This is a genomic window from Aliiroseovarius crassostreae (genome assembly GCF_049803815.1).
Lineage (GTDB): Bacteria > Pseudomonadota > Alphaproteobacteria > Rhodobacterales > Rhodobacteraceae > Aliiroseovarius > Aliiroseovarius crassostreae_A.
The window spans coordinates 474,543-490,196 of record NZ_JBNAGI010000001.1; the positions used below are offsets into that span (position 1 = coordinate 474,543).

17 protein-coding genes are annotated in these 15,654 nt (G+C 59.7%); 11 read left to right on the plus strand and 6 right to left on the minus strand.

The genetic code is table 11. The features are described from left to right. The first annotated feature begins 23 nt into the window (after positions 1 to 23). Genes ACP15V_RS02315 through ACP15V_RS02335 form a run of 5 tightly spaced genes read left to right on the plus strand, consistent with a single transcriptional unit; the run spans position 24 to position 4,849 of the window. A complete protein-coding gene (locus ACP15V_RS02315) occupies positions 24 to 626 on the plus strand; it encodes an amino acid synthesis family protein (RefSeq protein WP_424942064.1) in 603 nt (200 codons plus the stop codon). Further along, entirely contained in the window at positions 598 to 1,407 is an 810-nt protein-coding gene (locus tag ACP15V_RS02320) for an alpha/beta fold hydrolase (RefSeq protein WP_424942065.1), read from the plus strand. The genes ACP15V_RS02315 and ACP15V_RS02320 overlap by 29 nt, the downstream gene beginning before the upstream one ends. After that, the gene (locus ACP15V_RS02325) at positions 1,404 to 2,330 is read left to right on the plus strand and encodes a flavin reductase (RefSeq protein ID WP_424942066.1); all 927 of its coding nucleotides are present in this window, start codon (positions 1,404 to 1,406) and stop codon (positions 2,328 to 2,330) included. The genes ACP15V_RS02320 and ACP15V_RS02325 overlap by 4 nt, the downstream gene beginning before the upstream one ends. Then, complete coding sequence (locus ACP15V_RS02330) at positions 2,327 to 3,364, plus strand: LLM class flavin-dependent oxidoreductase (protein WP_424942067.1); 1,038 nt, start codon at positions 2,327 to 2,329, stop codon at positions 3,362 to 3,364. The genes ACP15V_RS02325 and ACP15V_RS02330 overlap by 4 nt, the downstream gene beginning before the upstream one ends. Before the next feature lie 21 nt (positions 3,365 to 3,385). Further along, on the plus strand, positions 3,386 to 4,849 hold the full coding sequence (locus ACP15V_RS02335) for an aldehyde dehydrogenase (RefSeq protein ID WP_424942068.1): 1,464 nt from the start codon (positions 3,386 to 3,388) through the stop codon (positions 4,847 to 4,849). Between the two features lie 170 nt (positions 4,850 to 5,019). Here the strand turns inward: ACP15V_RS02335 and ACP15V_RS02340 are convergent, their stop codons facing one another. After that, entirely contained in the window at positions 5,020 to 5,205 is a 186-nt protein-coding gene (locus tag ACP15V_RS02340; RefSeq protein WP_424942069.1) for a hypothetical protein, read from the minus strand. Positions 5,206 to 5,224: 19 nt separating this feature from the next. Between ACP15V_RS02340 and ACP15V_RS02345 the strand changes: the two genes are divergently transcribed. The 6 genes from ACP15V_RS02345 to ACP15V_RS02370 all read left to right on the plus strand — a co-directional run bounded on the left by ACP15V_RS02345 (position 5,225) and on the right by ACP15V_RS02370 (position 11,329). After that, positions 5,225 to 5,473: a hypothetical protein gene (locus ACP15V_RS02345; protein ID WP_424942070.1), complete on the plus strand. Its 249-nt coding sequence runs from the start codon at positions 5,225 to 5,227 to the stop codon at positions 5,471 to 5,473. 661 nt (positions 5,474 to 6,134) lie between these two features. Further along, complete coding sequence (locus ACP15V_RS02350) at positions 6,135 to 7,109, plus strand: UDP-glucuronic acid decarboxylase family protein (protein ID WP_424942071.1); 975 nt, start codon at positions 6,135 to 6,137, stop codon at positions 7,107 to 7,109. Then, a complete protein-coding gene (gene galE, locus ACP15V_RS02355; RefSeq protein WP_424942072.1) occupies positions 7,106 to 8,140 on the plus strand; it encodes a UDP-glucose 4-epimerase GalE in 1,035 nt (344 codons plus the stop codon). The genes ACP15V_RS02350 and galE overlap by 4 nt, the downstream gene beginning before the upstream one ends. Continuing rightward, positions 8,118 to 9,944 (plus strand): glycosyltransferase family 2 protein, encoded by a 1,827-nt coding sequence (locus ACP15V_RS02360; RefSeq protein WP_424942073.1) that lies wholly within the window; start codon positions 8,118 to 8,120, stop codon positions 9,942 to 9,944. Before galE ends, ACP15V_RS02360 begins: the two co-directional genes overlap by 23 nt. A gap of 4 nt (positions 9,945 to 9,948) precedes the next feature. Further along, a complete protein-coding gene (locus ACP15V_RS02365; protein WP_424942074.1) occupies positions 9,949 to 10,845 on the plus strand; it encodes a glycoside hydrolase family 26 protein in 897 nt (298 codons plus the stop codon). 316 nt (positions 10,846 to 11,161) lie between these two features. Further along, complete coding sequence (locus tag ACP15V_RS02370; protein ID WP_424942075.1) at positions 11,162 to 11,329, plus strand: hypothetical protein; 168 nt, start codon at positions 11,162 to 11,164, stop codon at positions 11,327 to 11,329. 96 nt (positions 11,330 to 11,425) lie between these two features. Here the strand turns inward: ACP15V_RS02370 and ACP15V_RS02375 are convergent, their stop codons facing one another. The 5 genes from ACP15V_RS02375 to ubiT are packed head-to-tail and all read right to left on the minus strand — an operon-like array spanning position 11,426 to position 15,650. After that, a complete protein-coding gene (locus ACP15V_RS02375; protein WP_424942076.1) occupies positions 11,426 to 12,661 on the minus strand; it encodes an NnrS family protein in 1,236 nt (411 codons plus the stop codon). Between the two features lie 10 nt (positions 12,662 to 12,671). Continuing rightward, a complete protein-coding gene (locus ACP15V_RS02380; protein WP_424942077.1) occupies positions 12,672 to 13,181 on the minus strand; it encodes a DUF2478 domain-containing protein in 510 nt (169 codons plus the stop codon). 24 nt (positions 13,182 to 13,205) lie between these two features. Beyond that, positions 13,206 to 14,117, minus strand: a complete 912-nt coding sequence (gene ubiV / locus ACP15V_RS02385) for a ubiquinone anaerobic biosynthesis protein UbiV (RefSeq protein WP_424942078.1) — start codon at positions 14,115 to 14,117, stop codon at positions 13,206 to 13,208. Between the two features lie 13 nt (positions 14,118 to 14,130). Next, positions 14,131 to 15,108 carry a ubiquinone anaerobic biosynthesis protein UbiU gene (ubiU, locus tag ACP15V_RS02390; RefSeq protein WP_424942079.1) on the minus strand — a complete coding sequence of 326 codons (978 nt, stop codon included), beginning with the start codon at positions 15,106 to 15,108 and terminating at the stop codon, positions 14,131 to 14,133. Further along, positions 15,108 to 15,650, minus strand: a complete 543-nt coding sequence (gene ubiT / locus ACP15V_RS02395) for a ubiquinone anaerobic biosynthesis accessory factor UbiT (protein WP_424942080.1) — start codon at positions 15,648 to 15,650, stop codon at positions 15,108 to 15,110. The genes ubiU and ubiT overlap by 1 nt, the downstream gene beginning before the upstream one ends. Positions 15,651 to 15,654: the final 4 nt, after the last annotated feature.

A 15,654-nucleotide genomic window follows, 5' to 3' on the forward strand; every position in this document is an offset into this window, starting at 1 on the left:
TGACGAATCGAGAAAGGTCCCCCATGCCCGCTGAAATCCGCAAAACGCTGCTGCATGTCGAAGAAACCCTGATCGAAGGGGGCAAACCCGCCGAGGTTTCGCTGAAGTTGATTGCCGCCCTAGCGGTGATCAAAAACCCATGGGCCGGACGGGGGTTTGTCAACGACTTGCGCCCAGAAATCCACGATTGTGCCCCGGGATTGGGAGAGCTTCTAACCGGTATGATCCTGGAGGCCGCAGGCGGCGGCGACAAGGTGGAAGCCTATGGAAAATCAGCGATTGTTGGCGTGAATGGCGAGGTTGAACATGCCTCGGCGCTGATTCACACCCTGCGCTTTGGCAATCACTACCGCGAGGCGGTCGGGGCAAAATCCTATCTCGCGTTCACCAACACGCGCGGGCCCGCGAACGCCCCGTTGCAGATCCCGCTGATGGACAAAAACGACGGCGGCAGGCGCAGCCACTACCTGACCATCGCGCTGCAAGTGGCCGACGCCCCCGGCCCGGATGAGATTGTCGTCGCCCTTGGCGCCTCAATCGGAGGCCGCCCGCATCACCGCATCGGCGACCGCTATCAGGATCTGAAGGAATTGGGGCATGACGTTGATAACCCGGCAGCAGTCTGACCGTCACGGCACACTCTCTTACCGCGAAGCCGGGTCCGGCCCGGTTCTGGTGTTGCTGCATGGCGTGGGCATGCAGTCTGCGGCATGGGAACCCCAGATCATCGGTCTGTCGCAAACACATCGGGTGATCGCGCTGGATTTGCCGGGGCACGGCGGTAGCTCGCCTTTGGCAAAAACCGCCCAACTGGCTGATTTTGTGGACTGGTTGCACGCTGCCCTGATCACTTTGGGGATGTCGGATCTAAGCCTTGCCGGGCACTCAATGGGGGCGCTGATCGCAGCCGGTTACGCTGTCACCCACCCGAAAAACCTGCAACGGGTCGCCCTGTTAAACGGGGTCCATCGCCGCTCGGAAGAGGCGCGCAACGCCGTGATCGCGCGGGCAGATCTGATCCGGTCCGGATCGTTTGACGCAGAGACGCCTCTTGCCCGCTGGTTCGGGGACAGCCCAATTGATCAGGACGCCCGCGACAAGGTTTCCCGCTGGTTAAGTCAGGTTAACAAAGAGGGATACGCAACCGCCTATTCGGCCTTCGCACGCGGGGATGAAACCTATGCGGATGAGATAAACAACATCCCCTGCCCGCTTCTGGCCCTGACAGGCGATGGCGATCTGAACTCGACCCCCGCCATGTCACAGGCAATGGCAGACGCCGCCCCCTTGGGCCGTGCTATGATCATCGAAGGCCACCGCCATATGGTCAACCTGACCGCCCCGGATGCGGTGAATGACGCCCTGCTGACATGGTTGGAAACGACACCCGAAGGAGAGACATCATGAGCGAGATTGACCCGCGCGCCTTGCGCAACGCCTTTGGCGCTTTCATGACCGGCGTGACCGTGGTGACGACGCATGATGCCGATGGAAACCCGGTTGGGTTCACCGCAAATTCTTTCACCTCCGTGTCATTGGATCCGCCTTTGGTGCTGGTGTGCCTCGCCAATTCCTCCAGCAACTACAACACCTTCGCCAACACTGGCGGCTTTGCGGTGAACATTCTGTCCGAGGGGCAGATCGACATATCCAACACATTTGCCCGCCCGGTTGAAGACCGCTTTGCCGCCGTGGACTGGCGCAAGGGGCCCGTGGGCAGCCCGGTCTTTTCCGGCACCTCGGCCTGGTTTGACTGTTCCATGTTCAACACTGTGGTCGCGGGCGACCACCTGATCCTGATCGGCAAGGTCGAAGCCTTTGAAAATGACACTGCACCGGGGCTTGGCTATGCGCGCGGGGCCTATGTGACCCCCGCGGCCGAAGTGGACGCGCTCAGCAACCAAGCGGACCTGATGGTCTCGGCCCTCATTGAACGCGATGGCAAGATCCTTCTGGTCGATGCCGGCGACGGGCGCCTTACCCTGCCGGAAACCAAGGTTAAGAAAGACGGGGCCTCGGCCGCCCTGACCCGGCTGATTGATGACCTCGGCGTCATCGCTGATCCCGGGTTCATATACTCTGTCTACGAAGATGAAGCGCGCGAACATCAGCACATCTCGTTTCTCTGTCAGGCGGCTGAAGGCGACCCCGCCCGTGGCCTCTTTACCGAGCTCAGCCAATCCACCCTGATGGACATCGCGGACCCCGCCATGTGCACCATGTTGGAGCGGTTCGCGCAGGAAAGCCGGATGGGGAATTTTGGTGTCTATTATGGCAATCAGCTGCGCGGCAAGGTCCGCCCGCTGTCGCAAGGGAGCAAACCCCAATGAAGTTTTCGCTTTTTGCGCATATGGAGCGCATTTCCCCCGATCAGGACCAGAAGCAGCTGTATGACGAGTTTATCGAGCTGTGCAAAATCGCCGATCGTGGCGGGATGCATGCGATCTGGACCGGCGAACATCACGGGATGAATTTCACCATCGCGCCGAACCCGATGCTGAACCTGATCGATGTGGCCCGCCACACCGAACATGTGCGCCTTGGCACCGGCACGGTGATTGCCCCCTTCTGGCACCCGATCCGCCTGGCGGGGGAGGCGGCGATGACCGATATCATCACCGACGGGCGGCTGGAGCTGGGCATTGCCCGCGGCGCGTATGAGTTTGAATATGAACGGCTTATGCCCGGCATGGATGCCTGGGAAGCGGGTCAGCGCCTGCGCGAATTGGTGCCTGCTGTTCAGGCCTTGTGGAAAGGGGATTATGCCCATGAGGGAACGTTCCACCAGTTCCCCAAAACCACTTCGGCCCCACAGCCGGTACAGTCGGGCGGCCCACCTATCTGGGTCGCGGCCCGTGATCCGAACAGCCATGAGTTTGCGGTCTCAAATGGCTGTAACGTTCAGGTCACGCCACTGTGGAAAGGTGACGAAGAAGTTGCGGACCTGATGAGCAAGTTCAATGCGGCGTGCGAGAAGTTCCCGGACCAGCCGCGCCCGAAGGTGATGTTGTTGCAGCATACCTATGTGGCGGCGGATGAGGCGGACACAAAGTTGGGGGCCGAGGAGCTTAACCGCTTTTACTGCTATTTCGGGGCTTGGTTCATGAACAAGCGCGAGATCACGCAAGGCCTGATTGACCCGCTGACGGATGAGGATATCGCCAACCATCCGTTCTATTCGCCCGAAGCGATGGAACGCGATCTGGTGATCGGCACGCCCGACAAGGTGATCCGACGCCTAAAGGGTTACGCGGCGCTGGGATATGATGAATACTCGTTCTGGATCGACAGTTCGATGAGCTTTGAGCGCAAGAAAGCGTCGCTTGAGCGGTTCATCAATGAGGTCATGCCCGCGTTTTCTTAACGCCCCTTGAGGAAAGAGATAATGCAGCAGTTTCAGCAATATATCGGCGGTGCTTTCGAGGATGGATCGGCGCAGTTCGACAGTCTGGATCCGGCCACCGGGCGGGTTTGGGCAAAGATGCCCGCCGCCAGTGCGGGCGATGTGAACCGCGCTGTGATGGCCGCTGAAACGGCGTTTTTCTCATCCGAGTGGGCCGGGATGACAGCGTCTGCGCGGGGCAAATTGCTGTTGCGGTTGGCGGATTTGATGGCTGAGAACGCGCCTCGTCTGGCAGAGCTGGAAACCCGCGACACCGGAAAGATCATCCGCGAAACCTCGGCTCAGATTGCCTATGTGGCGGAATATTATCGCTATTACGCCGGGCTGGCGGACAAGATCGAAGGGGCACATTTGCCGATCGACAAGCCGGATATGGAGGTTTGGCTGCGGCGCGAGCCTCTGGGGGTTGTGGCCGCCGTAGTGCCGTGGAACTCGCAGCTGTTTCTGTCAGCGGTGAAGATCGGTCCGGCGCTGGCGGCGGGGTGTAGTGTGGTGTTGAAGGCGTCCGAGGACGGCCCGGCACCGATGCTGGAATTTGCCCGCGTCTTTGATCAGGCGGGCTTCCCGAAGGGCGTTTTGAACGTGATCACCGGCGGGCCGGACGTGGGTGCCGCGCTGACCCGCCATGAAAAGGTGGCCCATGTGGCCTTTACCGGCGGACCGGAGACCGCGCGCCACATCGTGCGCAATTCGGCAGAGAACCTTGCATCCACGTCGCTGGAGCTGGGCGGCAAGTCCCCCTTCATTGTGTTTGAAGACGCCGACCTGGAAAGCGCTGTGAATGCGCAGGTGTCGGGGATTTTTGCGGCCACCGGGCAAAGCTGCGTGGCCGGGTCGCGATTGGTGGTGCAAGATACGATCAAAGAGGAATTTCTGGCCCGGTTAAAAGCCAAGGCCGAAGCGATTGTGATCGGTGCGCCGGAGGACATGGCCACCGAGGTCGGGCCACTATGTACGCGTCGCCAACGCGACGTGGCTTTGGATTTGATAGACCGGTCGGTGGCGCAGGGTGCAAAGCTGATCACCGGCGGACAACCCATGGACCAAGAGGGGTTTTATTTCCCCCCGACCATTCTGGATTGCGATGCGGCCCCAGATGCCGACAGCCTGACCAACGAGTTCTTTGGCCCAGTCCTGTCGGTGGTCAGTTTCAAGGACGAAGCCGAGGCGATCGCCATTGCCAATAACACGAAATTCGGTCTGGCCTCGGGCGTATTCACGCAAAACCTGACCCGCGCGCATCGGATGATCCGGGCGATCCGGTCGGGCATTGTCTGGGTCAACACCTATCGCGCGGTCAGCCCGATTGCGCCCTTTGGGGGGCATGGTCTGTCGGGGCACGGGCGCGAGGGCGGGATCGAGGCCGCACTGGAATATACCAAGGTGAAGTCCGTGTGGCTGCGCACATCAGACGATCCTATCCCCGATCCTTTTGTCATGCGGTGATCCCCCCCGCCCCAGATCCATCCCTTTTTCAAACCATCTGCAACCTTGGCCATCTGCGACCTTGGAATGTGGGGGAATCATGGCTGTTTCAGGCGGAATACACCCGGTCTTTGCTTGCAAAAAACCCTGAACATTGTGCTAGCTTGACAGATCCCCCTGTAAATGCTGAGCTAAATGCAGGTCGTCACGCATTTTTTCAAGCGGATCCTGGCGACGGAAACGGCCAGGATCATGTTGGGATATGGCGGGTTGCGGCCAGCATACGGCGGCAGAGGCACTTCGCTCTGCATCAATTTTCGGATATCCGAGCCTGCAATTTCCCCTGCCGTTTTGACCATTTTCAACCACGTTTCCATTTCTAAGGAGGGGATCATCATGTTTAGAAAATCATTTTGTGCGGCGGGGCTGTGCCTTGCGTTAGTGGCCTGTGAAACACCAGAGGAGGTGGATGTTTCCAACGCCCCAACCGCCCCGGAGTATTATCCCTGTGGCAAACTGTCAGATGCCATTAAAACGGCCGACCAATTGCTGCGCGATCCGTCGTCTTTGCCAAAAACCGAACAGGCCTATTGGTATGACCGGAAAGAACGGCTGATCAAGCGGTATTGGGATTGCAAGGGCTAACAGGCCGCGCGACACAAAACGTCATGACACAGAAGCCGATTAAGGGGGCCGAGTGAGAGGATCACCGGCCCCTTTCCCTTACGGAAAGCAATATTCCAACTCATTCGACCCTGCCCATACGGATTAGCGGCCCCGCCACACCCCTATCCAAAGAGGTGTCGAACACATGATCATCAGGAGTGCCTTTGATTGATTTGAACGCTTTTTGCAATTCATTTCCCTTATGGGAGGATCGAAGCCAAATACCCTTCAACCCAAAAGCACGACGGCGAGCAAATTATGCCTTTATTCTCAATGCGTTGGAGGGCCGCACGCCGAAAGGACTAGCCGCTTCCCCCGCGTCTAACCCTCTAATTAATTGAAAATTCTATCTAATCGCAAATATCCTGAAGATGCGGCGAAATTTTGCCGACAACGAAAAACAAGATTTAAAGAACGAGAAAATAACAGAGGCGAGCGGTGTCAGTGAAAACTGTCCATCGTGAACAGCACAAAATGGGGCCCATATAAAAAATCGCCCCCGGTTAATGAAAAGCCCCAACGAACGGCTTTCCCAGAGCAGACCAGTGTACCCGCGATGAACCGACTAGGTGGGGACCAAACTATGCTTGCTCAAAAAACAAAGCGCCATTTGGCGCAACAGACGCGTGTGCCGCGAATTGTGGGAAAATCAACGATCCTGATCACAGGTGGGGCTGGGTTTCTCGGATCACAATTGTGTCGCCGCAAACTGGGACGGGGTCATTCTGTCATTTGCCTGGACAATCTGCAGACGGGTCGGATCAGCAATATTTCCGATCTGATGCACCATCCAAACTTCCGCTTTCAGCGGCATGACGTGGTGCACCCGTATGATTTCGACGAGAAGATTGATTTCATCTTCAACCTGGCCTGTCCGGCCTCTCCGCCGAAATATCAGATGGATCCTGTCCATACGTTCAAAACGAGTATCATGGGCGCAATTCACGCGCTCGATCTTGCCCGCAAGCATAATGCAAGGGTGTTTCAGGCCTCGACTTCAGAAGTCTACGGCGATCCGGAAATTTCGCCACAGCCGGAAGGCTATCGGGGTAATGTGAACACCTTTGGCCCCCGCGCCTGTTATGACGAAGGCAAACGGGCGGCCGAAACCCTTTTCCACGACTATCACGATCGCTTTGGTGTGCGGATCCGCATTGGCCGGATCTTCAACACCTACGGGCCCTATATGGACCCGGATGACGGGCGGGTGGTGTCAAATTTCATTACTCAGGCCCTGCGCGGTGAGAACCTGACTGTTTATGGTCAAGGGCAACAAACCCGGTCCTTTTGCTATGTCGACGACCTTCTGGATGTCATCGAATTGATGATGCGCCACGAGCTGGACGACAAGACGCCGATCAATATCGGCAACCCGGGCGAGTTCACCGTGCTGGACCTGGCCCAGCAGGTCATCGATATGACCGGCAATCAGGTCGAAATCGAATATCGCGACCTGCCCCGCGATGATCCGCGGCAACGCAAGCCGGATATCTCCGAGGCGATAGCCCGCTTGGGGTGGCAGCCGAAGGTTGCCCTGCGCGACGGGCTGGCCAAAACGATCAACCATTTCAAGGACACATTGCATCATCCGGTACATGTGCTGGCGGGCCAATGACCACCGCCATTCCCATTCTGGTCACAGGTGGGGCGGGCTTTATCGGCAGCCACACCTGCAAACGCCTGGCGGCCGAGGGGTTTTTGCCTGTCACCGTCGACAATCTGTCCACCGGCCATGCCGATGCGGTGAAGTGGGGGCCACTGGAACGGCTGGACATCCGCGACCGGTTTGCTCTGGGCCAGGTGATTGCCCGCCACAAGATCAGCCTGGTGATGCATTTCGCAGCATGTGCCTATGTGGGGGAATCCGTGCAGGATCCCGGGCTTTACTACGACAATAATGTTGGGGGCATGACGTCCCTTCTGACCGCCTGTCGCACCGAAGGGGTGGACAAGATCATCCTGTCCTCAAGCTGTGCGACCTATGGCACACCCGCCCAGATCCCGGTCAGCGAAACCTGCCCACAGCGCCCGATGAGCCCTTACGGGAACACCAAGCTGATCTGCGAAGAGATGTTGCACGCCTATGAGGTCGCCCATGGAATGCGTCATGTGGCGTTGCGCTATTTCAATGCGGCGGGGGCCGATCCGGAGGGGGTGCTGCGCGAACGGCACGATCCCGAAACCCATCTGATCCCGCTGGCCCTGATGGCGGCGGCAGGCGCGGGCCCGCGTCTGAAGATCTTTGGCGATGATTACAACACGCCCGACGGAAGCCCGATCCGCGATTACATCCATGTGGACGATCTGGCCCGCGGTCATGTTCTGGCTGCCCGCTATCTGCGTGGGGGTGGCGCAAGCATCGCGCTCAACCTCGGCAGTGGTGTCGGGCAAAGCGTGTTTGACGTGTTGGACGCGATCAAACGTGTCACGGGCAAAGATGTGCCCCATGATCTGGCCCCACGCCGCGCCGGTGATCCGGCCGCGCTTTGGGCGGCTCCGGAACGCGCCGCCCACATTCTGGGCTTTGAGACGCAACGATCAGAGATCGAGCAGATTATTCGCGATGCGGCCCCGGGCTTTGGCCTGCCCGTTCTCGACCATCCTGATGACAAGGAGGGACCCCATGCCCGATTTGTCGCCGAATAACGCCCTAAAACCGCGCGCTGCGCGCAGCACCTGGCCATTTTGGCTGTGCTTCGCGGGCCTCGCCCTTGCCCTGATCTGGTTCTGGCAATGGTGGTTGCGCCCCGAACACGTTTTGGGACCGGTGCGCTTTACCGTCATCAGCCTGTGCTTGGCCTGGCTGCATTTCATGATGCTCTATTTCATCAGTTTCCTGCTGAACGGCACTCGGCCCCACCTGGTGCCGACCACGCAGGGCCCCTTGCGGGTCGCCATGATCACCACCAAAACGCCTTCAGAGCCGCTTTCCGTGCTGCAAACCACGTTGAAAGCCATGCTTGAACAGACGCCTGCTCATGACACCTGGTTGGCGGATGAGGATCCAGACGAAGACACGATCGCCTGGTGCAAGGCAAACGGTGTGAAGATCTCGACCCGCAAGGGTGTAGCCGAATACCATCAAAAGGAATGGCCGCGCCGCACCCGATGCAAGGAAGGCAATCTGGCCTATTTCTATGACCATTACGGCTATGACCAGTATGATGTGGTGTCGCAGCTGGATGCCGACCACGCGCCGGAACCCGGCTATCTTCAGGCGATCCTGAACGGGTTTGACGACCCGAGGGTGGGTTATGTCAGTGCGCCGTCGATCTGCGACAGCAACGCGAAAGACAGCTGGTCGGCGCGCATGCGCCTTTACGCCGAAGCGCCGTTTCACGGCGGCATCCAAGTGGGCTATTCCAACGGCTGGGCACCGATGTGCATCGGGTCACATTACGCGGTGCGCACCCACGCCTTGCAAGAGGTGGGCGGTCTTGGGCCGGAACTGGCCGAGGATCATTCCACCACAATGATCCTGAATGCCGGCGGCTGGCGCGGGGCGCATGCCCCCAGGGCGATTGCCCATGGCGCGGGACCGGCCTGTCTGACCGATTTGATCACGCAGGAATTCCAATGGTCGCGCAGCCTGACCACGTTGCTCATCCGTTATACGCCTCGATACCTGAAGGGGCTGACTCCCAAACTGCGTTGCCAGTTTCTGTTGTGTCAGGCGTGGTATCCGCTGTTCGCGGCGTTCATGGCGATCATGTATCTGTTTCCGATCCTGGCCATCGGCTTTGACATGCGGTTCGTGAACGTCACCTTCCCAGAGTTCCTGGTGCACAGCATTCCCATTGCCATGGTGGTCATCGGTTTTGTTTACCTGATGCGCGCGCGCGATTACCTGCGGCCGTATGACGCCAAGATCCTAAGCTGGGAGCGTACCCTGTTTGCCGCCGCCCAATGGCCCTGGGTGCTGATGGGGTGCGTGGTGGCGGTGATTGACCGGATCCGCGGCGGGTTCGTGGATTTCCGCGTGACGCCCAAGGGCGAAACCGGCCCGCCGCCCCTGCCGACCCGGGTGCTGATCCCGTATTTCCTGCTGGCCTGCGGGGCGGTGGCCCCGATCCTGATCGCGCCGCAGCCGACCAAGGCGATGGGGTTCGTGGTGCTCAGCCTGTTGAACGCCGCCGTCTACACCCTGCTTCTGGCGGTGATCCTGATCCGCCATCGCCGGGAAAACGGCCTGGGGTTGCGGCATAATCCAATTGGCACATTGGGCCAGATGGGGGCAGTGGCGATGCTGGTGCTGGCGGTGGCGCTGTCGCTGGACAACCACGGGGCGCACAGCCTCTACGCCCTGTCCTTCGGAACTGACGTGATCACCGTCGCGGAACCGCGCTTTGTCGTTGCGGGCGCGGGCACCGGCGCAGCGGCTGGCAGCGTCGATTACCAACTGAATTTGGAGGCAGATTGGCTGACCTCCCTTACAACCTTGATGGAGTAAAACAATGGGACGTTCTAAAACTCTGTCAGCAGTTCTGCTGACCGTCACCCTGGCAACACCTGTTCTGGCGGACACCAAGCCACCAGATTACGGGGTTTATGACCCGCTGGGCGATTACACCACCTCCGATCTGGTGAAGATCGAACACCTGTTCCTGCCCTGGGAAGACCTGTTTCTGGAAAGCCTGATCGAGGCGGATGCCTATGCGCTGGAACGTGGACGCGACGTTCTGGTCACAATTGAACCCTGGACCTGGACGCGCGATGCCCGAAACACGCCAGAGGCGCTGATCCGTGGCATCAATGATGGCACCTATGATGACAACATGTCCTCCATCTGCGGCGAGCTGAACAAGTTTGAAAGCAAGGTCACCGTGCGCTGGGCGCAGGAAATGGACTTCAGCGAAGGTCAGTTCATCTGGTCCGGCTGGGAACCGGAGACCTATATCGACGCGTTCAAACGTGTGATCGATCTGTGTCGCGCGGCCGCCCCTGAGGTTGCGGTCATGTGGTCCCCGCTGGGCGATGATGGAATGGAAGATTTCTATCCCGGCGACGATTATGTCGATGTGGTGGGCGTGTCGGTCTTTGGCTATCAGCCTTGGGAAGAACGTATCCTTGGCACATCCCGCACCTTCCACGACATTTTTGCCCCGCGGTATGAAAATGCCCGCCAGTTTGGCAAACCGGTTGTGGTGGCGGAGCTGGGCTTTTCCGGGGTTCAGGAGTACGTGGACCTGTGGCAAAACGACATTGAACAGCCGATGCCGCAATATCCAACGCTGGAAAGCGTGGTCTATTTCAACCAACAAGAGGTTCACCCCTGGCCGGATGGCTTTGGCCTGCCGAACTGGCGTATTGGCGACCGGGTGATTGTCCGTTCCGCCGAAGCCCAGCAATAACACCGCCCCGCTTGGGGCACGTCCCAGTAATCATTGTGGCGCCGCGCAGGTTTTTTAACGAACCTGTTGCGCGGTCGCCACAATGGTTTTTTTCACATTTTCCCTAACAAACTGTTTTCGCACGGGCCTTCTGCCCGGCCACGGATGTGCAGATATCCGCCGACACCCCTTGTTTTGTAGGGGCAATTGCTCTTGCGCCACGCAATCTCTTAAGTGGCGGTAACCAGACGGCAACCTTTCCGGTGTACCCAAAAAAGAACGTACAGGCGTTCAGCCGGATCCGACACAACTCTGGTGAGGTAAAAGGAGCAGAAATATGAGCAAGGCCATCGCCTTCGCGCTGGGGATTGCCCTGGCCAGCAGTGCTGCCATGACCCCGGCTTTTGCAAACACGAAAAGCAAAACCGCATTGACCACCAGCAAGACAACCTATGTCTGCTCGTTCAGCGGGTTTGGTCGCAAACCAAAATGCTACGCAAGATAAACGCACCCCGCGCCTGACCGGCGCGGTTTTTCGTTTGTAGCAACGCAAAGTGATGTGCCTCGCACGTGCGGGAGGTACTGATATTTTGTCGTCAACTCACCTTCGCGACGGCGCGCGACGCGTCACATTTGGCCGGGTCCAGATCGGCCAATAGGTCCAGACATAAATCGCAAACCCGGCGACCCAGCAAAAAAGCGATGCGTAAAGCCCTTCGCGCCCCATCAGCCCATAGGCCACCAGGCTGCGCAAGATGACGGCCCCCAGGACCAGCAGGTAACTCGCAGTCACACGAGCCGTTGCACGCAGCGGCAACCCCGCATGCGCCAGGCTAGCCCGTGTCATGATCGCCAATGTCATCACCCCGATCCCGCCCGCCATCCAAAGATGCAATGCGCCGATATCGGGGAAGATCTGACTATTTAATCCAGACAACCCCAGCGCTAGAAAACCTGCAGGAACAAATAGATACCCCACGTGCAAGATCCACAAAAGCGGTTCTTTGCGACACATCCACCCGTTCCAGCGGATCAGGCGCAACAGGTGCCCGCCCCCCACCAGCCAAAAGAGTGGCGCAAGATCCTCGGGCCGGGGGAACACCACCCAGATCGCCAAACAGAAGATGGTCGACAGCAGCACCAGCTTATCAATCAGCCCAAAGCTCGCCGGCAACTCGCTTCGCCCCTGTTTGACCAGCCAGTTGCGCGTAAAACTGGGAATGACCCGTCCACCAACCAGCGACAACAAGATCACGGTCACCGCCAAGCCAAGTCGCAACCCCATGCCCTCGGCGGCAAAGCGCCCTTCCATCACGCCGGACAAAAACAGCGCATTGCCGGTGATATACAGAAGATAGAGCGCCAAAAGCGGCAGGTTTTTCCAGTTCTTCCCCGCCAGCACCTCGCGCAGGATCATCCCGGCCAGAAGCGCCGGAAATCCCAATTGGGCAAGGATGACCACGGCCCAAGGCAACCAGATGGACACGCCGATCGCCACCCGCCCAAGGCACCAAAGCGACAGCAGCCCGGCCAGCGGCCAACCGAGGATCGGCAGCCGGCCGGTCCAATTCGGCACAGCGGTCAGCAGAAATCCCGCCAGCGCCGCCCCAAGATAACCATAGAGCATTTCATGCGCGTGCCAGGAAATCGGGTCAAACCGTGTGGGCAGATAGGCAAGGCCGGATATTTCGCCCACCCAAAGCCCCATCGCCAGCATCGCCCAGATGCCCGCAGCCAGAAAAAATGGCCGATAGCCATAGCTAAGCAACGCCGGCCCGGTCCAGGATCGCACCCGACCGGACCTGTTGTGAGCGTTTTGTTCGTCGGCGTCCGCCATCCGATTGGACCTACCCGGCCATCTGCGCCCGACACCACGCCAGCAGGGCCGATTTCTCTGGCGCAAGTTCCTTCGCCGTGCCGCCAGCGAACTCGTCAAACGCCTCGCAGCTGTTCATCCCAACGCCCACCAGGACCGGCACACCCTGCCCCACGGCCTTGCCAATGGCGGACACGAAACCACGCCCGGCCAACTCTTCCGGACCGAATTTGTTCAGGATAAAGAGGTCGGACCTATCCAGATCACCGCGTTCCACCTTGGACACCGCATCGACAATCGCCGCCGGATCCAAGCGGCAGGCATCGGAGCCCGCGCCAAGGTTTTGCGTGATCTGGATCACCGGCCCTTCAGGCAGCACCCGCACCTTCATGTCACAACCATTGTCGAACTGGCTTTCATGGGCCTGATCCTTGACGATCCCTGCAAGTTTCGCGCCCGCTTGCTGCAACTCGTCAGCCACCTCGGACAGCAGCCGATCCACTTCGCCCCGTTCCGTTGAACTGACTCGTGCGATTTTCATCTGCGTTCTCCCTTGTGTTTCGGATCAGGCACTTGCCCCGGGGTTGCCAGCCGACCAATCCACGCCGCGCGCGCCGGTTAGAAAGCCGTCGGACAGGCGGGTATTGGCGTCGAGCGCGATGATTTTTTCGACAGCCGCCCCCGGAGACATGGCGCGATCAAGCACCGCGCGATAGATCCCGCACAGGTCGATAAATCCGTTCGATTGCGGCGACAGGCGCAGGGCGGTCACGCCAGCCTCAGCCAGAATGCCGATCTGATGCACCGTACAGGCATAGCTGTCCGACAGGGTCTGCACGCCGTTCATGGTCAGAAACGGCTTGTCCTCCATCGTCTTCACATCCAGACCGTCCAGATCCTCTTCGCAGGCGAACTGGCAATTGTCCTTGGTGCGGCCATGGCGGCGCGCGTGATAGCAGCGGCCCGATATGGCCAGTGGCAGGCGGCCATGACCCCAGGCTTCGATCACCAGCCCCAGTTCCGCCCCTTTGGCCGCAAGCGTGGCGACCGATTCCAGCGGCAATTCGGGCGGCAGGCAGACGCGCACCGCCCCACGGCGTGCCAGCCAGTCCAGCGTGCCTTCATTATAGACATTCACCAGGGGACCGACGGAAAACCGTGCGCTGTCAGGCAGATAGCTAATCGCGGTCAGATCGTTGATCTCAACCTCAACACCCATTTCGGCCAACTCGCCAGTCAATTTGCGTTCGCGTTTCAAGGTCACCAGCGCCAGCGAGGTCAGGGCGACCTGTTTGCCTGCCTCCACCAGCGTCGCAATCGCCTCGGGGATCCGGTCATGGTAAAACGGCAGGCGTTTTGAGCAGACAAGTTCGCCCAGCGACACGCGGTCGACGGGGGACTTGGCAAGGTCCTGGTAAAGCTGCGTCCAGCTCTCGGCGCTCCAGAAAAACTGGTTTGGTCCGACGGTCAGTTCCATGGTCATTTCTCCCTCACCGCCATGTTTTCTTATAGGCCCCGGTGGTCATTGCCCCGCCTTCGGACAGGCGCGCGAGCATCCCTTCAGGCATCGGCAATCCGGCCTCAAGCGCATCAACGGCCGTGCGGAAGTTCCTGACCACCTGCGCCACGTAAGAGCGCGAGCGTTGTCGGCCTTCGATCTTCAACGCGGTCACCCCGGCCTTTTTCAGCTGCGGCATCAGCTTTTCGGCGTTCAGGCTGACCGGATCTTCAAACAGGTGGCCTTCCTTACCGCCCGCGGTGAAACACCCTTTGCAAAGCGTCGGGTACGGCGCGCTTTCGTCTTTGCCCACGCGGTGAATGGTATAGCCGCCCAGCTTGGCGTCCAGCACCCCGTCTTCATCTTGATATTCCACGTGGCTCGCGGGGGAACAGACCCCGTTCATATTGGGCGACCGGCCTGTGGCGTAAGAGGACAGCGAACAGCGCCCTTCGGCCATGACACACAGCCCGCCGAACACGAAGACTTCGGTTTCCACCTCGGTTTCGTCGTTGATTGCGGCGATTTCCGGCACCGAAAGCACCCGCGGCAGGACCACGCGTTTCACGCCGAACTCATTGGCATAGAAATTGATCACATCGGCATTGGCGGCGGCGGCTTGCACCGACAAGTGGCGGCGCAGGCCGGGATGGTTGCGCGCGGCGTAATCCAACAGACCAATGTCAGCCAGGATCACGGCATCGGCACCGCAAGCCTCGGCATCGGCAACCGCGCTGTGCCAGAGCGGCTCACTGCCCGCACGCGGGAACGTGTTGATTGCGACCAACACCTTGGATCCGTGCTGATGGGCAAAGGCAATGCCGTCGCGCATTTCGGCCCGGTCGAAATTCAGGCCGGGGAAATTGCGCGCATTGGTTTCATCGGCAAAGCCGCAATAGATCGTGTGGGCACCGGCCTTGACGGCAGCACGCAGGGCGGCGGGGGTTCCGGCGGGGCAGACAATTTCCATCACCAGACCTCCAGTTCATCATTGCGGCTAAGGCTGACGCCCGTGCGCGCTTCCAAAAACGCCAGTGCCTTTTGCACGGGGGTCGCGAGCGGGCCGGAAATCTGGGCCACTTCTGCGCTCAGATCCAGTTCCGCGTCATCCACCGCATTGCGCAGGGCAAGGGCGGCGGCGGTATCGCCTTCGATCACCAGATCGCGCGAGAAAAACAGCGCGTCCCCGTCATATGCCCCGTGGACAAGCCCCAAAAGCGCCGCAAGAGGACCGGCAATGCGCGCCTCGCCCTGACCGTCGCCCCGCACCACCCGGATCTTGGGGGTGCCGCCATTGGGCTGCATCTCAATCACGAAGGGCAGATCGGTGGGGTCTAGCACAAAGCGCGTGTGATCATGGTCGCCCAACCGGCGAAACAGCCCCGGATGCTGTTTGGCAACCCGGCGCGCATAGGCGGTGAGAGAGAATGACAATGGCGTCAACGGCAAGCGCCGCAACGCCCGGGCCGCAAGCGGCGGGAGCTGCGGGATCGGCACGGCTGGCTGGGTCAAATGG